Genomic DNA, 22,613 nt, shown 5'->3' with positions numbered 1-22,613 from the left:
TGGGGTCATTTTTCATCGGTGATGAAACGAAAAAGAGCTGCATTGAGGCAGCTCTTGCGCTATACAATATTCTTTTGCTTACCATTTTGAACATTAATATTTTTCAAGCCTTTATTTTTCATGAAAACCTGTGGAAGGATTTGTTATGAAGAAACCTTCATCAGACACATAAAAATACTGAATCCAAACTCCATCTAAAAGGGCTTCGCGTTTATCTAATAAGATTTCAATGTCTTTATCTGTTTTTACGATTTCATCATGTTCAGTTAGTGTATCAAGCTTTATATCATAATGCCCATGATCTCCATGATTCTGTGTTATAAAAACACGAATCATCTTCCCTTCAGCCGCTTCTTTACTTTTAAGCATATCTTTTAATACGTTTGCAGCATTTCGATTGATTTTACATTTCATGTTTTGTGTCCTCTATTCAAATTTGGTATACTGTAATAATATTTTTTACAGTATATTTTGTCAAGATATTGATTTCATCTTTTTGAATCGGGACATCGTTGATTTTGTAATACTGATTATTTCAACTTCATAAATAAGAGCGCCTCCTTGATGGTGTTGGGTTAAACCCGGGACAAACCCATCATACTGAAGCGCTCTTTTTTCTGACAAAGGCCATTTTTTAACCTTAATAGGATTGTTTACTTCAATGAAACCAGGGAGTAGCTGCCAAGTGGCGTGCTGCTACCTGGTTATTACGCTATTTTACACTATCGTGTCCACTTAGGCTGAACTGGGTCTACTCGCTCCTATGAATTCGCCTACCACTCGGCGATGCTTCCATCTTTATGCCGCCATACAGGATTCTGCCATTGATGCCCGATTGCCGCCATCTTCCTGACATGCGCTTCGTTTACTTCAATACCTAAACCAGGCCCTTGAGGGATTTGGACGAATCCATCCTTGTAAGCAAACACAGAACCATCAACTATATAATCTAATAGATCACTGCCTTGATTATAGTGAATGCCAAGACTTTGTTCCTGGATGAACGCGTTATGTGCTGTTGCATCCACCTGAAGACATGCCGCCAAAGCAATAGGTCCAAGCGGACAATGCGGCGCCAGAGCAACATCATAGGCCTCCGCCATCGAAGCAATTTTCTTACACTCTGTAATCCCCCCGGCATGTGAGAGATCCGGTTGGATAATATCCACATACCCATCGGCCAGAAGCGACTTGAAATCCCAACGTGAGAACATTCTTTCGCCAGTTGCAATAGGTATTGACGTATGCCGGGCAATTTCGCGTAAGGCCTCGTTATTTTCAGATAATACTGGCTCCTCGATAAACATCAGTTTGAAAGGTTCCAGTTCCTTAGCGAGAATCTTCGCCATAGGTTTATGTACGCGGCCATGAAAGTCAACGCCAATGCCCACATATTTGCCAACGGATTCGCGAATAGCAGCAACACGTTCCAAGACTTGATCGATCTTCTCATAGGAATCGATATATTGGAGTTCCTCTGTCCCATTCATTTTGACTGCGGTGAATCCTGCGTCAACAATTGTTTTTGCCGCTTGACCAACATCGCTTGGACGATCTCCGCCAATCCAGGAATAAACACGGATCGAATCTCGGCAAGCGCCGCCTAATAGTTGATAGACGGGCGCATTATAATATTTGCCTTTCAGATCCCACAATGCTTGATCGATGCCGGCAATCGCGCTCATTAGAATCGGCCCCCCACGGTAGAAGCCTGCGCGATACATCGTTTGCCAATGATCTTCAATTCGAAGCGCATCTTTGCCAATCAGATAAGTCATCATTTCATGAACAGCCGTTTCCACTGTAGCCGCTTTGCCTTCAATAACAGGCTCCCCCCAACCTACAAGGCCTTCATCGGTTTCCAATTTGAGGAATAGCCATCTCGGAGGTACTTTGAATAGTTCATAGCCGGTAATTTTCATAAATTTTATCTCCTCTCTATTGGGTCGCCCTAACGAATTGGGCTGCTTTATGTGTTAATTGTTCTAAAGAATCGGTATGGATATCCCATTTCGCAGGGACAAGCGATCCGCCAACCCCTAAGGCAGCAGCACCGGAGTCCACAAAAGCCCGTATATTGTGCAAATCTATACCACCCGTAGGCATTAATGGAATTTGAGGTAGCGGACCTCGCAGGCTCTTGATAAATGTCGGAGAAATGGCGTCAGCCGGGAAAATTTTCACGATATCGGCACCATGTTCATAAGCCGTCACGATTTCAGTAGGCGTATAAGCGCCAGGAATACTGATTGCGCCATACCGTTTAGTCAAACGTATCGTTTCCACGTTAAGCGACGGTGAAAGGAGAAACGAGGCACCGGCAAGCAGCGCTGCTCGTGCCGACTCTGGATCGAGTACAGTGCCTGCCCCAATCGCCATATCCTCGCCGAATTCGGAGTTTAGCAGACGAATTGACTCTAGAGCACCTGGTGTGTTCATTGTGACTTCAATCAGTCGGATGCCTCCAGCATGCAGCGCTTGTGCTACGGACAACATATGCTGTGGTTCCGTCCCCCGCACAATGCTGATAATTTTGTGTTCAAGAATCTGTGACAAGATGGACATGCGCTTCTACTCCTTCAAATTACTGTTATCCTTTTACAGCCCCTTCGGTTAAGCCCGAAATCAATTGCTTTTGAAAAATAAGTACTATGATTAAAAGTGGCAGCACACTGATAACTGAACCAGCCATAATCAAATGATAGGGCGTATTGTTGCTGTCTTCCAACGCCTTCAGAGCAACAGCGAGGGTCATATTTTCTTTGGATCTTAGAATGACTACGGGCCACATAAAATTATTCCATTGTTTTACGAATAAAATGATGCCCAGAGCAGCAAAAGCGGATCGCAAATTAGGCAAAACGACTTTACGGAACAAGGTAAATTCGGAGCATCCGTCAATGCGCGCTGCTTCCATCATCTCATCAGGAATAGACCTGCAGTATTGGCGCATAAAGAAGATGCCAAACGCATTGGCCAAATCCGGAAGAATGACCCCCCAGAGATTATCGATCAAGTGAAAATTTTTATAAATAACAAATAGCGGTACCATCGTGGCCTCATGGGGAATCATCAGCGAAGCAAGCACAAAAACAAATAATACTTGTTTGCCCTTGAATTGGTACTTCGCAAAAGCGAATCCCCCCAAACCACATAGGAATAATGTTACTATTGTAAAAACACTGGACAGCAGCAGGCTGTTCCAAGCTACTGTTCCAAAGCCTCTGTTGACAAAAAGCTCAGTGAAATTCCCCCATTGCCATATATGTGGAAGCCAGGTCGGTGGATTGGTGAATATTTCGCTGATGGATTTAACGGATGAACCGAACAACCATAGCAGCGGAAAGATCATGAGAACCGAGACCAACATCATCAGAATAAACATGATAGTGGCTGTCCATCGCGTCTTTCCCGTGCTTGATTTACGCCTAACCGGCCGGTTTAGACTTACCGTACTTTGCAAAGTGTTCCCTCCTTACGTCTTATTTTTCATCAAACAAACGCATCTGGATTAAAGAAATAACCATCATTAGAATAAAAAAGCATACGGCAATGGAAGAGGCATAGCCGAAATTAAAATTTTGGAAGCTTTCGTTAAACAGCATCAGAACGGGCGTTAATGTCGAATTAAGCGGACCGCCTTTGGTCAGAATGAACGGTTCTGTAAACAGGGAAAAAGTCCCGATGGTTGATAATACCGTGCAAAAAAGTAAAATCTGTTTCACGAGAGGAACTGTAATCAGGAAAAAGCTTTTTATTTTGGTCGCGCCATCCACATAGGCTGCTTCATACAAATCCTTGGGAATGCTTTGCAAGCCGGTTAACACCAGCAGCATATTGTAGCCGAGCCATCGATACAGAACCATCATCGCGACAGATATCCGGGCCCACCAAGGCGATTCTAGCCAAGGGATCGGCGTATTGGTCCAGTGTAAATTAGACAAAAGCGTATTGATCAGCCCATCCTGTGTATTGAACAACAGCACAAATACAAAGGATACGGCAACAACGGATACAAAATTGGGAACAAACAGAGCCATCCTGAAAAACCCCTTGCCAACCATCCAATTGGCATTGAGCAAACTGGCAAAAATCAAGGCTAAGAACAACATAATAGGTACATAGAGTAAAAAAATAACAACACTATTCCACAGGGACAGCCAAAACGTATGATCGCTTAATAACACTTTATAATTCTCGAAGCCTATAAAGTTCTTTTCCTTGGACCCCTTCCAATCGGTAAAGCTCAGATAGAACGAATAGATAATTGGGTACAGTGAAAAAACTAAGAACAGCAGAAAATAGGGCGATATGTAAAAATAGGGGGCTAAACGAAGCTGCAGTTTCCAGCCTGGACTTCTCATGGATGTACCTCCTTAAAGGGTAAAAAGAAAAAAGGAGGCATCGCTCCGATAAACGGCTGCAGGTAGGCATACGTTTATCGGGCAGGATGCCGAAAGTGATTTACTTCCTTTTTGTTTTCTGACGAAGCTCGTCTGCCATTGCTTTCAGAGCTTGATCTGTTGATACATTATTCAAGAAAATTTGCGCCCATACGTCCGTCATCCGTTTATTGGCCATTGGGAAATCCGAAGAATAAGCAAGCGGATAGGTTTGTTTTAAAGACTCCGCATATACCTGACGGATAGGTTGGTTGTTGAAATAAGCGGATGGCTCATTAAAAGCTGCATCACTGTAAGTGGTCGTTAAAGATGGGAAAAGACCCGCTTTTTTCATCATATTAATTTGCGATGTTTCTTTACCTAACATGAATTCAATAAATTTCCATGACTCTTCCGGATGCTTGGAATTTTTATTAATCGCCAAGTTCGATCCGCCTTGATTTGCACCTGTATACTTATCATCTTTGGACCATTTTGGCATTGTCGTTACGGACCATTTGCCTTTATCGTCAGGCGCATATTGGCCTTCAATAATCGCATCGTGCCAGGAACCGCCAACTACAGTTGCAACCTTGCCTTCTTTGATTGCGTTCCCCCAAGGATCGGTATTAGCCCGCGCATCGTAGACGAGACCTTCCTTCTGCATTTTGACCAGATAATCAGCAATTTCTTTGACCTCCGGTTTTTCCACCGATACATTTCCATCTTTATCAAAATACCAGACACCACGCTGCCACATCATCGATTCAAAAACACGGTTGCTGGAATTCGTCTTAGAGTCGCCGAACATAAGAACACCGGTTTTCTCCTTAATTTGCTTAGCCACTTGGTAATAGTCATCCCATGTTTGGATTTTCTGAGCGACTTCCTTCGGATCCGTTGGCAAACCGGCTTTGGCAAAAATATCATTGCGGTAGAACATCACCACTGGACCGCTATCCCAAGGCATTGCGTACACTTTGTTATCTTTGGTCGCATCTTCCCATTTGTAGGCGTTCATTTTATCTTTATATGGTTCGACACGTTTGGTAATATCCAACAATGAATCAATCTGTACCATCTGCGCCATATTCGTAGATTCCAGCCCCACGATATCCGGCACTGCATCTTGCGTGTTGGAAGAAATCAGATACTTCTGATATAAATCAGTGGATTTCATGATTTGATATTCCACTTCAATATTCGGATTTTCCTTTTTGAAAGCTTCTATGTTTGCGTCTAAACCAACTTTAGCCGACTCCCAGATCCATACCACCAGCTTAACTTTCTTGTCCGAACTTGCTGGACTTGCAGCACCGCCCGCTGTACTTGCTGTAGATGAAGAATTGGAACAAGCCGTCCCTATTAAGCTTACGGACAAACAAGTTGCCAATAAGAGTGACCAACTTTTTCTTTTCATGAAGAACGCCTCCCTGTATGTTTATATCCTTATGTTAAAATAAATGAAAAGGGTTTCATACCGACGGATGTTTGGAAAAAGTGCAATCTTTACCGAAAACGAAAAAATGCCTGCCCCCCTTCAGGGACAGGTGCATTTTTGTCTGGTTTTCTCGTCATTTTGTTTGAATCCGGTACTGGCCAGGTGTCAAGGAAGCGCTTTTTTTGAACCATTTGGAAAAATATTTGGCATCATTAATGCCGACTTTCTCCGCAATTTCATCAGCCCTAAACGATGTACTCCGCAGCAATGCTTTGGCCCTTTCGAGTTTTCGTTTGGAAATAAATGAAATGAGGCTGAACCCCGTCGACTCCTTAAAAATCGTGCTAAAATAACTGCGGCTTACGCCAATTTTGCTGGCAATATCAGCCGCCCTGAGATCTAGATACAGATGCTGGTCAATATAGTCAATCGCGCTTAGGATATCTTCTTTATGCGAATCATTTACCAGCTCAAACTCCTGTTCAATATGCCTCAAACGATGCAATCGATGTACGGATGACATCCACTGATCGGGGCTTGTAATGGGTCCTGCTTGCCTCCACCCGATGGCGTGGTTGTTGATTTTGCTTCGCAGCAGTTCCTCACTGCAAGCCTGAAGACCTTGACTTCGACAAAACAAGAAATAGCTTTCTTCTTCGCTTTGCAGCAGCAGCATATCCTCTTGTTCTGAAATGGTAAAGGATAATTCGCTTAATAGATCGGACCGATTCAGAGGTGAATGCCTATCTTGAAATATATGGACCATGTAACCACCTTCTGTCATCCATTTCCATTCCTTCTCCAATCGCAGCAGGAACTGATTTCTAACTGTTTGATTCTTATCAATAAGCCATTCATCCAATTCATTAAGCTCCACTGGGGGCTCATCAGGGGCTATTCCTATTGGTTTGGACAATTGCTTGGCAATTTCTTGGTGCAGATGATCCAAACACTCATCCAACTTCTCTTCATCGAGACTTGTCTTCACGATGTAGTCCGTAATGCCAATCTGTATCCCTTGTTTGGCATAATCAAAATCCTTATGGCAGCTCAGGAATAAAATTTTGGTATCTGGCGCTACCGCTTTCACCTTCTGGGAGAGTTCAATACCGTCCATTTCTGGCATTACAATATCCGTAATGACCACATGCGGGCGGTGTTCCAGAAATTTATCCCAACCTATACTCCCATTGGGCGCGTCGTCAACGACGATCATCTGATGCTTGGCCCAATCCGTTGTTAGGCGCAGTCCTTTGCGGACCAATTGTTCGTCATCGACAATGAGCACTTTAATGTAAGGTTCGTTTACAGTGTTTTCGGCCATTTTAACTTCACCTTTGTTCCTTTATTTCTTTCCGAATGGATAACTAATCCATAGGGTTCACCAAAATGATGTTTAAACCTTTCATCCACATTTCTCATCCCAAGTCCACCCGTTTTCCCTGGAATGACTTGACCTGAAGAGACGTATGCCATATGTTCCGCTCGAATACCCATGCCGTCATCGACAATCTCTGCATGAATATGATGATCATTCGAACTAATTGTAAATACGATATGACCTTGACCATCAATAAAACCGTGGAAAAAGATGTTCTCAAACAATGGCTGCAGCACCATGCGCGGAATCAGACGCTGCTCAAGATCTGGTTCGATGTGTAAGGAATACGTAAAAACATCCCCATAGCGGTATCGCTGCATCTGCAAATAATGATGAATGATCTCAAGTTCTGTATGCAGAGGCACCAACACTTGTTTCACGTTAAAGCTGCCTTCCAGCACCGCCACCAGATGCTCCAGCATTTTGAGGATATCTGTCTGACCGGCAAGTCGAGCCTTCCACTGAATGCTGTTTAAGGTATTGAATAGTAAATGCGGATTAATCTGATAATGAAGCGCTTTTAATTCGGCTTCGCTTTTAAGCTTCTCCGTCGAGCTGATCTCATCGATTAAATCTCTAATCTGACCCGTCATCCGATTAAATGTCTCGCTTAGATAACCTAATTCGTCCGAGGCATAGACCGGTGTTTGAATCGTAAGCTCGCCCTGTCCGAATCTGCGCATAGATTGGGCCATCTTCTTGATCGGCTTCGTAATCTGGAAGGAAAAGAAGCCCGCCATCACGAGGCCAAGAACCAGACTCATGACGGCAATAAATAACGAATATTTCAAGATAATGCGGGAAGATTCGAAGAATAAAGGATACGGAATGCTGGCTTCCACCACCCAATTCTCCGATTCCAACTGTTTCGACCATACGATATCGTTCGCATGCGAGACATAAGAAACGGATGTTTGCAGCACGATACCCCCATCCAAATTACGAACTTGCAGATGGCTCTTCGTGTCGTCTTCGAATGCCTTTAGCAGACTCATGATTGAATCCGCTTTCATGTCGATCAGTATTTTACTTTGTGCAGGCAATCCATAGTGATCCTTAATAGGAAGAATTAAACTGATGACATCGCCCGCAGGCGCAGAAGAATAATAGTCTGGATGATGAATAAGAATACGCTTACCTGATTGCAGCGACGCTTGCTGCCAAAAGTCAGAGTTGAGCAGTCGCTCCGTTACAATCCCATCGTTGCCAATGAATTTCCCGCTGGGTGTTACTACATTCACACTTAATATATTGGTATTCTCAAAAGAGGACATGTACCGCTTGAATCCCTTTTCCTCCGTATACTCACTATACGTTGCTGGTTCATGATCATCTATAACGATCGACGAGGAGATCAGGTAAGTTAATATATTACCTGAGATATTATCCATTTGTTTTAAACTGGCGTCCAGATGAAGCTTGAGCTGGTCTACTGCGTAAAGTCCATAATTGCCAAACTGTTTATTCACAATCTCAGAGGACTTATTAGTTGAAAAATAACAGAGCGTAAGCAGAGGCAAGATCGCTACCGTCAAGAAAAAAACAAGCAGTTTGGTGTTCACGCTCTTATGCAACGGAAAATATTTGGATTTCATCCCTATCAGCCTTCTTCAACATGGAGTAAGAATAATCATCGAGTACCTCTATTTTATCATATAAAATCGTGTTTATGGTATTCAACAAAGAGAATAGACAAACAAGTGCCCCCTAGGTCAACAACTTCGGGGACACTTCCATACCTATTTATTGATATTATGATTCGTCTTCTTTAAAAATCGGCAGGATATGCAGCTCGAACTGAAATTCTCTCTCGTCCAATCGATATTGCTCCAGAAGCTCCGGACCGCACGAATTCGATCCGACACCGCTCATCTTGTAATCGAGATGAACGATCGTTTCCTTCCGTTTTACCAGCTCAATATCATGCGAAGCAAGCGTTAAGTCCTCAGGGCTATAGTGTGATGCGTTAAAACTGAATTCCCCATTGCTTGTAAAGCGCAAGCCCATCCCCTGCTCATTGGACACAATCGCCCATTCGGTACCGTATCTGGCTCCATTCTCTTGCGGCATAATATAATTCTCAAACATATCATCCACACGCAGCAGATATTTGCCTTTTCTTACGCTGTGGCGTTTATCCATATAGCTTTCATGCGGCCCCAGTCCAAAATACTCTACTTCTTCCGTTCCGCCAGGCATCGTCAACTGCAAGCCAAAACGCGGAAGGAACGTAAGCCCCTCTCTGACATTCACGTTCACACGCAGAGCAATCGCTCCTGTACCGTCAATTCTCCAGATGGCTGTCCCATGAAGAAGGGGAATTTTAATATAACCGCCTAGTGAAAAATCGACCGTAATCTCCACATCCGTTGGTGACTGCTTGGTGATCTCCGCCTTGTACACGTGCATAAGCGCGCGATCGTAATTGTCTTCTAACCACAAGCGTTTAATTTTGCGATCGTTATCCGTTGGCGCCCGCCAAATATTGAACTTCGGAGGAGCCTCAATCATATTCACACCATGCTTGGTTATTCTCGTGAATGTACCATCATGCAGATCAAAAACATGTCGGAAATCAAATCCTTCAACAATTAAGCTGTGATCTTGCTGCTGCAGCTCAATTGTGGCCTTCGTCTCGACCCGTGGCAGCTTCCTTACAACAACCGGCAGCTCGAACTGTTCGAACGTAATCTCGTGACCTGCCCCAGCCCACTCGGTATCCTTGCGAAGTTTAAAGCTTACTGTAAGGAAATATCGGCTTTCTGATGACTCCGGCAGCTTATAGGGTATTGTTACGGTTTGCGTCTGATGAGGACCAGCATGAACCTCGCTCATCTCACCCTGTTCCGTGGTTCGTCCATCCTTCTCCACTTTCCAAGTCATGACGACATGGGCAAGATCCTGAAAATCATACAGATTCGTCACTGTGATGGCTCCATTATGCAGGTCCGCAGCTTCTACCCGAATTGGCGCAATCACTTTTTTGAGTTCCAAAAGGCCTGTATGCGGTTTGCGGTCGGGGTCCACAAGCCCATCAATGCAGAAGTTGCCATCATTGGGTTGATCGCCGAAATCGCCGCCATAAGCAAAGAATGGCGTGCCATCAGGGGTACGCGTCTTGATGCCGTGATCCGACCATTCCCAGACACAACCGCCCATGAGCTTGGGATGCTTATAGATGACGTCCCAGTAATCTTTCAGATCACCTGGCCCATTCCCCATCGCGTGACTGTATTCGCATAAAAACATCGGTTTGGTGCTGTTCTCGTCACTGGCGTAAGCATCGATATAAGCAGGGGAAGAATACATGCGTCCTTCCACATCGATCACTTCCGTGTCGGCGCTGCCCTTGTGCCGAGGATCAATACCTTCATAATGGACCGGTCTGGAACGGTCTCTGGCTTTCGTCCATGCTGCCATGGCCATATGATTCACGTCATAACCGGATTCGTTGCCCATTGACCACATCACGATGGAAGGGTGATTTTTATCTCTTTCCACCATCCGCTCCGCCCGATCAACGAAAGCTCGCTGCCAAGCCGGGTTCTTGGTCAACATATGGTAGTCACCTGCGTGGAATACGCCATGACATTCCAAATCCGCCTCATCAATGACATAGAATCCATATTCGTTACACAGGTTTAAAAACCGTGGATCGTTCGGGTAATGCGACGTTCGAACCGTGTTGATATTGTGGCTCTTCATTAAAATTAAATCCTTGATCATATGATTCAGCGGAATCGTTTGCCCTAACTCCGGATGCGAGTCATGACGATTAACCCCTTTTAATTTGACCGGCATGCCGTTGATTAAAAATACACCATCTTTAATTTCAATTTTTCTAAACCCGACTTGAAACAACAACACTTCGTCGCCAGCATATACGTAAAGCTGATACAAATAAGGCTGCTCTGCATTCCACAGTTTAGGCTCGTCTATGTGAAGCTCGATAGTTCCGCTTCGATCAATGGTTAAGCTTCCCTTTTGGATGAGTTGGTTTGAGGCATCTTTTAATTCAACTCTCGTTGGTAACGCTCCCGTTGTTGTAATCTCACAACGAATGGTGGCTTGTCGCCTATCTTCCGATAACTCCTGACGGTTGAACACGTCCCGGATATGGTTCTTGCTGCGTGCAAGCAGGTAGACATCTCTGAAAATCCCGGAAAATCTCCACAGATCCTGATCTTCCAGATACGTGCCATCGCACCACTTCAACACCATAACCGCCATCCGATTTTTGCCAACCTTCAGATAGGGTGAGATATCGAACTCGGCTGGGACTCGGCTGCCTTGACTGTAACCGACGAATGCACCATTCACCCATAGATACATACAGGAGTTTACACCCTCGAAAACAATATATTTCTCTTTGTCCGCCCACTGCTCAGAAATTTGGAAGTCCCTGACATACAAGCCAGCCGGATTCTCATTCGGAACAAAAGGTGGATCACACGGAAATGGATAATTGACATTCGTGTAGTGATTCTGATCATATCCGTTCACCTGCCAGCAGGATGGCACAATCAAATCATCCCAGCCGTTCACATTGGCAGCGGCATCATAGAATCCATCCTGCACCTCTTTCACGCTGCGCACATACTGAAATTTCCAAAGTCCGTTCAGAGTCTGATAGTACGGGGATTTCCCTCTCTTTTGATTGAATGCGCTTGTCTCATCCGCATAAGGGATATAATAAGCTCGCGGAGCTATTCTATTGATATGCAAAACGTCTAAGTTTTCCCAATATTTTTCAATCTTTATCACTTTAGTATGACTCCTCACCTGTGTTTAGTAAACGATTACAACCTACTCTCTATCTTAGTTTGAGTGCATCTATTTTCGCACAGACATATGTTTGAAAATGGTGCATTCTTTTTCGAAATATGTACGACAGGCTGATCCAACTATCTTGTATCGTCTATTTGTTCTATTTTTTCGCTATTTTGTTTGAAAATGTGGATGCACAACACAAAAGAGCCCATGCGCCGATTCATCCAGCGATAAGCTCATTTCCAACAGCTACCAGTTCATTAACAAGCGCAGACAATCGTCCTCCTTCAATGCCATCCCCAACTGAACCTCCATCAACTCGAGCTTGGTGATAGCCTTGATGCCATGTCCAACGTTACTAGGAATTTGTCTAACATCGCCCGCCTGAAGCCTGTACCGTTTATGATCCAATAAGATTTCTGCTTCACCGCTTAAAATCGTTACTATCTCTTTCCGTGTCTGGTGCAGATGATAACTGGTTTGCTCCCCTTGGGAGATCTCCACTCTTTTAACCATAACCTCCGTTCCCAGTTCATCCGTCCAGAATTCCAAGACCCGACAGGTTCCCCACCTTTTCTCTATATATCTCGGAAACTGAGGTGCTGCATCTAACTTATCCTTAATTAAATTGGCTTGATCCTTGGCAGCAATAAGAATACCATCTGAACTTGCCGCAACTATCACATCAGGTACGCCAATCACTTCAATTTGATAGGGGAGTTCATTAATCATATGCGTATTGGAGGAATCATCCGATATACGACCGGGGCCAATGACCTGATTCTCAAAATAACCTGTAATCGCCTTCCAGCTTCCCAGATCATTCCATAAACCCTCATAGCCCATAACGGCTACACGGTTAGAGTGTTCCACGACCTCTTGATCAAAGCTTGCCGTAGCAAGCTGCTCGTAACAATCTAGCCACTTGTCAACCTGAATAGGCAGCGCCTTTTTCGCCACATAGTCCAACATATACTTCAAATTGAACGCAAAAACACCACAGTTCCACAAAGCATGCTGCTCAATCAACAAGCCGGCCAGTTGCTCATTAGGCTTCTCTACGAATTGCCGAACGAGCGCATAATCATCCTTCTCCATTAAACGCTCAGGAACAATATAGCCGAATTGGTTAGAGGGGTGTTGAGGCTTCGTTCCAAGAAGGGCAAGCTCCGCCTGCGACTGTGAAAGAATGTCCGGAAAGCGATGAAGTTTCCCGAAAAACAACGAATCCGCAAAAGTGTCCACTGGGAGGATACATATCGTTTCGTTCGGATCTACCTGCATCTGCTCATGCAGATAACAGGAAGCCAGCGCGACAGCTGCAAACGTTCCTCTTTTAAATGGCTCGCTAATGATAGGAATGTTTTCGCCCACATGCTTTCTCGTAATTTCCACTTGGCTGCTATGCGTGATAATGCTCGTGAATGGCAGCAAACCTACTTCATCCAATTGTCGGCATATGCGCCCAATCATCGACTCTCTCGTTCCATTGTCCGATTTCAAAAGTTTCAGAAACACCTTAGAGCGGATCTCGTTGGATAACGGCCATAACCTTTTACCAGAACCTCCGCACAATAGTACAATCCGCAAGTCAAATGCCCCTTTCCGGGAGACATAACACTTCCCCTTATTCCTTTGAACGAATTACCTTTTCTATAACCTGCTTCATTAACACCCCTGCTCGATTCCAGGATAAATCAAGTACATCTCTTCGGCCTTGGCGTCCCTTCTCCTTGCAAAGCCCAGGGTTTTGGTAGGCTTGCCGCATCGTCCGTCTTAGCGCATGCCGATCGGCTTCCGCCCATTTTTGTCCTTTCTGAGCAAACAGATAGCTGAATGATCGCGAGATCGCATGCCGACTTTTCATACCAGCCGCAGGACTTTTGAGTCGATAGGGGAGAAGGAACGAATTACGAGACGTCAGGAAATCCATTTGCCCTCCCCAACCGGTCGCAATGACAGGGACACCGCTAGCCAGCGATTCTAAAAAAGGCAAGCCGACGCCTTCACCACGAGTAGGAAGGACAAAAGCATCGCCAAGCGTGTAAAGACCTCTCAACTGACCTTCATGAAGTCGGCGTGCAATCACAACAACAGGGGCCGTCGGCTTTTGAAAACCTAATCTCTTTTGGTATTGCAGAATTTGCTTTTTTATCCATCGCTCTGTCTCATAGACTGCGTATCCACTGGTTTTGATAACGAGAATGACATTATCTTGAGACGAAAACTCTTCCCAGTACGCCCTTAATAAAGCCTCTGGATTCTTGCGATGCTGGAAGCCAAATACGGACACGAACGTAAACTTTCCTGCCGCACGCGGTAGTGACAGCTTTTTATTATCAGGATGGAAAACCTTCGTATCTACGCCATGAGGAACAATATAAATCGGCACCTTCACACCGCTATTTCGCAATGCCACCTTGTTATGCTGGGAGGGGACGCAGATCGCATCGAATTTGTTCATATTCGGCAGCCAATTCCTTGGCGTTCTGCTAGTCTCCCATACTGTGTTCAGAATAATAGTATCGTATCTGCTTCGCGCCGCCTTGAAATTTATGTGATTGGGAACATGGTTATAGATAAGCACCTTTTTGCCATGAGATGACCTCCCTTTGGGACCAGACAATCCCCAGCTCACCGCAACACCTTGGCGCGTAAGTGCCCGTGCATAGGCTCTACTCGCATAACCGAGACCACTGGCTCTATGGACAGGTCCTTCCCAGGTCACACGATAAGACGTCATCGAGACTTTACCTTCCTGGCTTTTACATACCCCTTGCGTTTATGAAGGGAAATGGATCTGTAATGCTTCGCAAGAGCCCTAACCGTGGATGAAATGCGAGACGCGCTCAGGCTTAAACTTTTGTTCAATGCAGACTTCAAGATCATGTTTTGCGGAGCGGACGCGTAGAGGAAATTACCGTAAGTTTCAAATTCCGAGAAAGCAAACTGCTTGGATTTATTCATACTGGCCATAATAGCCGAATACCAGCTTCTGTTGTGCTTCGCTTCAATCGTGCTTTTCAACTTTGCCACTTTCGCTCTTTCAAACAGCATATAGTGGGTAACAAACGACCGACGAGACGAGCGTCCTCTGCCCATTAGTTTTCGATAGGTTTTATAATATTCACTCTGACTCCAGTCCCGACAATAAAACACGGTCTTGGATCCCACTTTAAAAACATGCGGGCGAATGAGTACTGTATCCGCATCAATCACCAAGTAGTACTTGGATGTGCAGAGCGTATCACCGTTAAGCTTCAGCAGTTGTTGATAAAGCCAACCGGATCGCTCCCATGTTTTGGATTCATAGTGGATATCCTTCTTCGTTATAGGGAGAACCGTGTCTTCATGAACGAACCTGCACCCCTTTCGCTGACAAAGGTCCAGAATTCTCTTCTTTCGCGGAGCAACAATGATGATTTCACCAATAGGATGTTTCACATACTTCCGTACGGCATCAATCACCATAGGAAGTGTTCCCAAATCCTTCTCGATCGCTGGGATTAACACATCAATTTGGGTTGAACTACTCAACGCGACGCTTCCTGACATCAGCATGTACTCATCTCCATTAACCGAATGTATGAATTATCATATGTCCGACGGAAAAAATGGCATGGGTATATGGAAAAAAAGTGACCTTTTTTACATTAACGATTTCTCATTCTCTTCTCGTTTGAATCTGACGAAGCGTACGAGTAATAGAAAGAGCCCCGGTCTGCACCGGAGCTCTTTCTAACCCTTATTTTTTTACTTTCGCATACCAATCTCTGGCACGCTTCGTGACTTCTTCACCGCCAGAATTATTCCACTTGTCTACGAATTCATCAAATTTACTGATCGGGTACTGCCCAAGAATAATTTTGCTCGCGTATTCCACATAAAGCGTACGATTATTGATATCAGCAAAGCCATCGTAGACACCGGCAGGCATCCCGTCCCCGGCAATGTCTTTCACATATTTCTGAGCTTCCGTGATATTGCGGATACCTTGATCCACGGCCCATTTTCTATCTTCCGACGTTGTGCTTTTATATAATTCTGCTGAGAAGTCTGCGGTAGCGAAATAAAGATAAGGGTTAATCGCCAAATTCTCTTGCGTGCTTTTGTCTTCCGGCAGCTTGGTAGCTTTGCCATCCTTCATGGTGAAGTGCATGCCCTCAACGCCAAGGAACAGCGTATTCCAAAGCTTTTTGTCATACATGTTGTTTAACAGTTTCATTGATGCTATGAGTTTCGCTTGATCCTTGGTGTTCTTCACAGCCCAAGCAGGAGGCCCCATTTTTTTCATTGTATAGTAGCCCTTGTAACCCGAAACCTCTGGGATTGGGAGAACGGAGTAGTCACCTTTCACACCTTTATTTTTATTAATATTCTCTAGGCGTTCGAAGACCGACTCTTCCCAGTGGAAGTAATTCCCGACAACATTGGAGTCATTTTTGCCTTCCCACTTTGCCTTATTGTTTAGAAGCGACTCTTTGTCCATTAAACCGTCTTTATATAACTTAGCTATGAACTCCAGAGCTGCTTTCATATTGGGTGTCACGGCGGAATACGTCAGCTTGCCATCGTAAACATCCCAATCCGGCTTGCCTTCGAACATCGCGATACCGTACATGGCGAATAAATGATCCATCCATGCCACTTGCTCACGCCCACCGGTCGGAAGCTCATCCTTCTGTCCATTTCCGTTCGGATCTTTATCCCGAAATGCTTCAAGCACCTTGACATAGTCGTCTTGCGTCTTCGGCATTTGCAGCCCCAGCTTATCCAACCAATCCTTACGAATCAAACCGGATTCTCTACCATAGTCCACAATACTTGGAACATAATAAATTCTTCCTTGTCCGGTAGGATCATTGGCTTTAACTACATCCCACACTTCTTTCGGAATCACCTGCATAACATTCGGTGCATACTTCGGCAAAAGATCGGTTAAATCGGCAATGGCGCCGTTTTTAGCCAAACTGTCCTCGATGCCCTGCACAGGCTGGAACATGTCTGGCATTTCGTTCGCTGCAATCTTCAGATTCAGCTGGTTCAGGTAGTTGGTACCGCCGTTCCATTCCACATATGGTTGAATAACGCCAACACCAAGCTTTTCTTTATAAAAATCATATAGCTTGCTGCCTTTGGTAATTGGTTTAAAGCCATTATTGCCGTCCCAGACTTCAAGATCAACGATTCCCTCATCTTTAGGCACTGTGCTCTGTCCTGAAGTCGCACTCTGCTCTGTGGCTAGTGGTGAAGAAGCTGCGGTTTTGTCCGTATTGCTGCTGCAGCCTGCCATAACCGTTGCCGCAAGCGCTCCTGTTAATGCTAGTACTCCAATTTGTTTGATCGCCATATCTTGTTTCCCCCTTATTGATTCGCTTTCACAAAAAAACATTCATTGTATCCGCTTACATACTTGTAGTGTACTCTCTAAGCGGTCCACCCCTCAAAGGGGCATTTTTAAGTTTCTACATGGTCATTTTATAGGTAGGATTTAGCGTTCTAGCTGTGAGAAAAATGATAAAAGCCTGTACGAGGTCCACTCGCACAGGCTTTATTAACAACACAACTCCTGCTTATTTCAGCACGATTCATAGGATAGCAAGCTTTTTGTTGTAACTGTCGTGATGCGTCCAGTTATCCCCTCTGGCAGTCGGATATCAAGTTCGACATGCTCTGGAGCAGAGATGCGCAGCAGCATCTCGTTCTCTTCCATACGCCAATCCACCTCGATGCTGCCCCCGCCCGGCAACGGCACTGCCCCCCGAGCCCACCTTAAACCGCATGGCACTGGTTCAATGCGCACTTTTTTCCAACCGAATGATTCCCGCTTCACACCGAGAACGCTTCGCCCCAAAAAATACGCGGGTCCTGCCGACCAGGCATGGCAATGACTGCGTGTAAGCAGGCGCGAATCTGCTTTATTTTGGTCATTGCCTGGGTACACCTCCCAACAGGTGGTTGCTCCGTACTCGATCATGCCCCCGTAATTCTCCCTGATGTCCTCTAACATAAGTGACTCGCGTCCTGTCGCCTCTAGTGCCTCATAGTAGAAGAAAGACATAAACGGGCTGCCGATTTGAACGAACGAGGAAGGCGGATCAACGACATATCTCTCGAGGATCTCCTTTCGCTCACCATCAGCAATGCCACACAACAGAGCAACGACCTGGGTTTGCATACTGTAAATTTGAGAAGGACGACCATCTTCATGTATACAATCCATATATGCCTTTCGGTCCTCATCCCACAACTTGTCTTGAATTGCCTTAGCGAGAAATGATGCAGCCTGATCAAACTTTACGATATCTTGGGAAGATATACCGGCCTCCATGGCCAGTTCTCCGGCTTGGCGAAGTGCCTTAACGAGAAACAAATTCTGATGTGTCACAATCCCACTGTTTGGTTGATCCATAGGCGCCCAGTCAAGCAAATTCCAACCTCGTATCTCCAACAGTCCATCCTTATTGATATGCTGAAGATAATGCTCCAACGTGTAGCGAATGCTCGGCCACATTTCCACAGCAAACGCGCGATCTCCGGTATGCTCAACGTATTCCAAACAAGCGATTATCCAGAAAAACGTCCAGTTTGGAATCACGCTCGTCCAACCGCTTGGGACTTGATTAACGTAGAGAGGAGACATTTCCTTCGAGTCAGGTACAAGCCTCAGACAACGTTTCACAATATCAAGTTCTCCGAAGATGTAATAATTGATGAGGGCTTCGTTGCGACTGTCGCCAACCCAGAAAGTCTGTTCATACGCTGGGCAATCGACAAATGTATCCTCCATGCAAAGTCGCGTCGTATGCCGACTGATCTCCCAGATGTCGTTCAGCAGCGGATCGGAGCATTGGAATGAACCGGCATCTACGACAGGGTACGTACTTTGTATGACGTACGTTTCGAACAGCTTGACTGGGCCCGCCGCCCCACGTATAGTCAGCACAGCGTATCGTAAACCACGGCGAACCGGTGATTCGTATCTCTGCCGCCCTCCTCGACTTATATATCGGAACGTGTTATCGAGGGAATACGTATGCTGCCGAAAGTCATCTTTCATATACTCGATGCCATAAAAATCGATGATTGTTCCCTCAGGTGCATCCATTTCAAAACCATGAAAACCAGAACATTGTTTACCAAAATCGATAACAATCTCTGTGTCACTGCCTGTGAATTGTGGTATTTCAGCGCACTCCGGTGTTGGCAGCAAACACCTTCCTAATTGTTGCGGAATCGAGTAAAGCTCCGCTACAGGACGCCAGACATTGGCTCCAAATACATCATGCTCTGTGTAAATTGAAGCTGAAATCGGTCGAATTTGTTCCTTTACCGACGTTAACTCCAGCATTGATTTGGTACCAGCGGCACAAATGAAACCCGGATCATGAACATTTACATCGCGCATTATCTGCGTATCGATCTCAACAGATTCATCAAATGGACCAATGAGGATAAAAGGCGTCTCCCCGTCTTCCATCGGGCAACGGAAAGAGAAAGGGATCTGCGCATCTGCTGCGATGTGGAACGGATGACCATGATCCTTCCAAGAAATGTCCATTAAAACGAAATGCTCCCCTGCGTCCAAATGAACGTCAAAAAAGCGTTCTCGAGAGACCCCGTACCAATCTTGGGCAACCTGCCCATCGATCCATATGCGTTCATTGCGCGCCCTGTTAGGAAAGCCTAAAGTGACCTTCCCTGCTTCTGGCATAACGAGTATTGTCGCAAGGTAACCAAGATAATGTACTTGATTAGCATGATCAGCCGAACTCGGACACATCGCATAGCGGAGATCGATTGTTGCTGTCCAGGCAGGCGGAATGACACGCTGCAGCGACTCAATTCGAGATGGATACAACTTCTCCTCCGTGAGGAAAGGGATGTCTCGGGGCACTAGCGTTTTCCACGGGCCAGATCCAACTGGCCCAACTACGCGGGCTAAACACCAAGATGAATCGTCGAATCCCAGCTCAGTCCAACCTTCGTCCCATTTTCTTGCATCGTAAACTTCAGAGAACGCCTGCTGGCCAGAAAGCCTTGGCGAAGACGACAATTGTGCGGCCAATTTCACCGTCCGCCAAGATTCATCCGTCGCTGCAAGCGTCTTACCTCCGATTGTAACCTCCGCAAGCAACCCTCCCAAGCCTCGCACATAATAAAAATTGGACACACCGTAATGCATCACAAATACCGCGAGCGTATTCAAACCTTCTGGCTTCAACAGATGCCCGATCCGATGTGTATCATAAAACTGCTTGGCTGGCCAGGAGCGAACAGGACCACGACCGACTCGCACACCATTCACATAAGCCACATAACGCGAATCCGCGCTAATACGAAGCTCCGCCTCTGTGATGATGTCGTTCTCCGCCATGTCGAACGTCGTGCGGAAACATCTCCACTCGTTGCGCGGACTTTCCTTATTTCCGCCCCAGATCCATTTCGCTTTCCAGGGTAGCTCGATCACAGTAATCACCTCTCTCCAATGTAAAAGTCAACTTAAAGCATTTGATTTATTCCTTCACAACGAACGGTCCAAGTCCCATCCTGTGGGAAACCGGGGGCGGCTGTATCGGGACCATTCAACCAACCGCCAGCCATCATGGCAACGGCCGTCAACAGGCCTCCATTGCCTGGCAGATAGAGTGGCAGTCTAGGGGTCTGAAAGTTATGTCCGTTTGGCAAATAGGTATTCTTCGTCCGATTAATCAGGAGCAAGTCAACGGCAAGATGCCCTTCACCGAGCCTAGCAGCTGTCATTGCCATCATCGGATAGTCCCAGCCCCATGTGTCCTTCCACTCCCACACACGTAAGACTTTGTGAAATGTTCGCCGCATCGTTTCTGTATCTGTCATTAAACCAGGCAAAATGCCTAGAGGTGCTAGCATGGTCGGATGATCGTCGATGCCAGTGCGGCCGCTGAATGTATCGAGAACCGTTTCGGCGGCCACATACAGCCCGTCCGAAACAGGCAGCGGAGACAAGTGTTCCAGCACATGATCCCATTGTTCCATGCGTGTTAAGCCGAGTCTTTCCCTCCAACGGATCGCTGTCGATAAGCCGAAAGCCCAGTAAGCAAGCTCGAAAGTAGGGTTCATCGTCATGGCATGATCAAAAATTTCCTGCGCCGGAGCAAGGGGCGGACCCAAAACATAACACTTGGTCTTATCATCCCATTCTGCGAAGGAAGCCATAAATGCTGCACTTTGAAAGACAATCTCACTATACCGTTTCAGCGTTTCATGATTCTTGTCAATCGAGTATAGCAGCTCAGCAAAGTAGATCGGGTGCGGCTGTTGCCAGATAAGAAATGGTTCGATAAAGCAAGGTGCGTTGACGCCTTCTTCTGTGACACATTTAGGCCAACGTGCCCCCTCGAAGCCTTGCGACTGCGCCAATTCTTGCGCTTTGGGAAGTAAATCTTGATAAAAGCCCAAGCTATTCGACAGCAGTTCCGGACGGTTCCATAGCGCAAAATGAACAGAATGCCACCAATGCATCTCGAGATGGAATTTGCCAGCCCAGCTATTCATCGTCAGCCCGGTCTCTTGAGGTGGAAGTGATCCAGACGACTGCACGGCCGTCAAATATTGCGAGAGCACGATGCGACGTTCCAGCTCATGGGCACGGCTATCCTGACTCCCAGCCAGTTCTACCGCAGCGCCGCTACTCCAAAAAGCAGGCCAATGATTCGTCGTACGTGTTAGAACTTCTTCGAAGACAGGAAGAGTAGCGGCTGTTTCTTCTTTAGAGAAACGAATCACAAATTCGATCTCATCTTTATCTAAAGTAAGGACAAAAAGATGAGGGTCAGACGAATCTCCTTCAAGTGTGCCATTTGACCAGGCAGCCGTGACAGCATAGGTATCTTGATCTAATGTTCGACTAAAGCGGACAAAGCGATCCGTTGATTCCATGATTTCGCTCCGGTGTGCTTCCGCACAGTCCCATACTGCGCCTGATCCGCCAAAGGTGGCAGAACCGTAAGGAAACCGCAAGGCCAGTTTAAGCTCACCTGACACAAGCAGGCTGGATTTCACCCGAATAGCGAGGATGTCTTCCAACGGATGGCAGCAGGTCACCACTTTGGCCGTTGTTCCTGATAAGGTGAAGTTACTGGAGATCACACCCGTCCACAGGTCTAGTTCTTGTTCAATTTCCTGTAATTGCTCCGGTCCAGCTGGTTCGCCCGAAGGGAGAGTTAGGAGGAATTGGATTGCCCCTAAATGCAGGCGGTGAGGGTTCATCCGCAGCCATCTGTATTCCTCGCTGCTCTCCTCGCGCGGCATATAGGGAAATCCGATTTCCCTCCCACTTAACGTCGTGTAAGAGGTTTTCGGAAACTTCTCCACCTCGTAGCCCATTGGATTGGGAGAGGTATGCCAGCCCCAATTGGACAGGTGACCAAGTCCAACACCGCCATTCTCGTAGATCTCTGGAAAGGTTTGCAGACCCGTTGCGTCAACGGTGAACGCATAATTCCCGTTTCCCACCGTTAGCGAGGAGAATTTGTCGAAACCCTTAACGACTGGGTTGTGGCGGCGCACTAACGCTTCTCGATTGATCGATTGCCTGTTTACGTCCAGGAAATTAGCATTTCCAGCTTCATTTTTATGAACCAACGTTTTCCACTCC

The 22,613-nt window shown here is 45.9% G+C and carries 15 protein-coding genes; all 15 read right to left on the bottom strand.

The features are described from left to right. Positions 1-111 precede the first annotated feature (111 nt). Entirely contained in the window at positions 112-414 is a 303-nt protein-coding gene (locus ACKTT9_RS08075; protein WP_407871142.1) for an iron-sulfur cluster assembly accessory protein, read from the bottom strand. Positions 415-773: 359 nt separating this feature from the next. Further along, entirely contained in the window at positions 774-1,922 is a 1,149-nt protein-coding gene (dgoD, locus tag ACKTT9_RS08070) for a galactonate dehydratase (RefSeq protein ID WP_407871141.1), read from the bottom strand. 16 nt (positions 1,923-1,938) lie between these two features. Then, positions 1,939-2,565, bottom strand: a complete 627-nt coding sequence (locus ACKTT9_RS08065) for a bifunctional 4-hydroxy-2-oxoglutarate aldolase/2-dehydro-3-deoxy-phosphogluconate aldolase (RefSeq protein ID WP_407871140.1) — start codon at positions 2,563-2,565, stop codon at positions 1,939-1,941. 25 nt (positions 2,566-2,590) lie between these two features. Continuing rightward, a complete protein-coding gene (locus ACKTT9_RS08060) occupies positions 2,591-3,463 on the bottom strand; it encodes a carbohydrate ABC transporter permease (protein WP_407871139.1) in 873 nt (290 codons plus the stop codon). A gap of 19 nt (positions 3,464-3,482) precedes the next feature. Beyond that, positions 3,483-4,364, bottom strand: a complete 882-nt coding sequence (locus ACKTT9_RS08055; RefSeq protein WP_407871138.1) for a carbohydrate ABC transporter permease — start codon at positions 4,362-4,364, stop codon at positions 3,483-3,485. 100 nt (positions 4,365-4,464) lie between these two features. Then, on the bottom strand, positions 4,465-5,802 hold the full coding sequence (locus tag ACKTT9_RS08050) for an ABC transporter substrate-binding protein (protein ID WP_407871137.1): 1,338 nt from the start codon (positions 5,800-5,802) through the stop codon (positions 4,465-4,467). Between the two features lie 154 nt (positions 5,803-5,956). Continuing rightward, on the bottom strand, positions 5,957-7,147 hold the full coding sequence (locus ACKTT9_RS08045) for a response regulator (protein ID WP_407871136.1): 1,191 nt from the start codon (positions 7,145-7,147) through the stop codon (positions 5,957-5,959). Further along, positions 7,129-8,799: a histidine kinase gene (locus ACKTT9_RS08040; protein WP_407871135.1), complete on the bottom strand. Its 1,671-nt coding sequence runs from the start codon at positions 8,797-8,799 to the stop codon at positions 7,129-7,131. Before ACKTT9_RS08040 ends, ACKTT9_RS08045 begins: the two co-directional genes overlap by 19 nt. A 157-nt stretch (positions 8,800-8,956) precedes the next feature. After that, positions 8,957-11,968 (bottom strand): glycoside hydrolase family 2 TIM barrel-domain containing protein, encoded by a 3,012-nt coding sequence (locus ACKTT9_RS08035; protein ID WP_407871134.1) that lies wholly within the window; start codon positions 11,966-11,968, stop codon positions 8,957-8,959. 255 nt (positions 11,969-12,223) lie between these two features. Beyond that, complete coding sequence (locus ACKTT9_RS08030; RefSeq protein WP_407871133.1) at positions 12,224-13,564, bottom strand: sugar phosphate nucleotidyltransferase; 1,341 nt, start codon at positions 13,562-13,564, stop codon at positions 12,224-12,226. Between the two features lie 37 nt (positions 13,565-13,601). Further along, positions 13,602-14,717, bottom strand: coding sequence for a glycosyltransferase family 4 protein (locus ACKTT9_RS08025; RefSeq protein ID WP_407871132.1), 1,116 nt, complete (start codon positions 14,715-14,717; stop codon positions 13,602-13,604). Further along, positions 14,714-15,535, bottom strand: a complete 822-nt coding sequence (locus ACKTT9_RS08020; protein WP_407871131.1) for a DUF6492 family protein — start codon at positions 15,533-15,535, stop codon at positions 14,714-14,716. Before ACKTT9_RS08020 ends, ACKTT9_RS08025 begins: the two co-directional genes overlap by 4 nt. A 184-nt stretch (positions 15,536-15,719) precedes the next feature. Further along, positions 15,720-17,324: an ABC transporter substrate-binding protein gene (locus ACKTT9_RS08015; protein ID WP_407871130.1), complete on the bottom strand. Its 1,605-nt coding sequence runs from the start codon at positions 17,322-17,324 to the stop codon at positions 15,720-15,722. 228 nt (positions 17,325-17,552) lie between these two features. Then, positions 17,553-20,444 (bottom strand): family 78 glycoside hydrolase catalytic domain, encoded by a 2,892-nt coding sequence (locus tag ACKTT9_RS08010; RefSeq protein WP_407871129.1) that lies wholly within the window; start codon positions 20,442-20,444, stop codon positions 17,553-17,555. Positions 20,445-20,476: 32 nt separating this feature from the next. Beyond that, complete coding sequence (locus ACKTT9_RS08005) at positions 20,477-22,600, bottom strand: glycoside hydrolase family 65 (RefSeq protein ID WP_407871128.1); 2,124 nt, start codon at positions 22,598-22,600, stop codon at positions 20,477-20,479. Positions 22,601-22,613 lie beyond the last annotated feature (13 nt).

The sequence above is a fragment of the Paenibacillus sp. P36 genome (assembly GCF_045866505.1).
Lineage (GTDB): Bacteria > Bacillota > Bacilli > Paenibacillales > NBRC-103111 > Paenibacillus_E > Paenibacillus_E chondroitinus.
This window is presented reverse-complemented; position numbering and strand designations above follow the sequence as displayed.

Bases quoted from the DNA above. Each gene is read 5' to 3' on its own strand.
- ACKTT9_RS08020 (WP_407871131.1), bottom strand. From the start codon at position 15,535: ATGCTGATGTCAGGAAGCGTCGCGTTGAGTAGTTCAACCCAAATTGAT.
- ACKTT9_RS08065 (WP_407871140.1), bottom strand. From the start codon at position 2,565: ATGTCCATCTTGTCACAGATTCTTGAACACAAAATTATCAGCATTGTG.
- ACKTT9_RS08025 (WP_407871132.1), bottom strand. From the start codon at position 14,717: ATGACGTCTTATCGTGTGACCTGGGAAGGACCTGTCCATAGAGCCAGT.
- dgoD (WP_407871141.1), bottom strand. From the start codon at position 1,922: ATGAAAATTACCGGCTATGAACTATTCAAAGTACCTCCGAGATGGCTA.
- ACKTT9_RS08075 (WP_407871142.1), bottom strand. From the start codon at position 414: ATGAAATGTAAAATCAATCGAAATGCTGCAAACGTATTAAAAGATATG.
- ACKTT9_RS08040 (WP_407871135.1), bottom strand. From the start codon at position 8,799: ATGAAATCCAAATATTTTCCGTTGCATAAGAGCGTGAACACCAAACTG.
- ACKTT9_RS08050 (WP_407871137.1), bottom strand. From the start codon at position 5,802: ATGAAAAGAAAAAGTTGGTCACTCTTATTGGCAACTTGTTTGTCCGTA.
- ACKTT9_RS08015 (WP_407871130.1), bottom strand. From the start codon at position 17,324: ATGGCGATCAAACAAATTGGAGTACTAGCATTAACAGGAGCGCTTGCG.
- ACKTT9_RS08055 (WP_407871138.1), bottom strand. From the start codon at position 4,364: ATGAGAAGTCCAGGCTGGAAACTGCAGCTTCGTTTAGCCCCCTATTTT.
- ACKTT9_RS08045 (WP_407871136.1), bottom strand. From the start codon at position 7,147: ATGGCCGAAAACACTGTAAACGAACCTTACATTAAAGTGCTCATTGTC.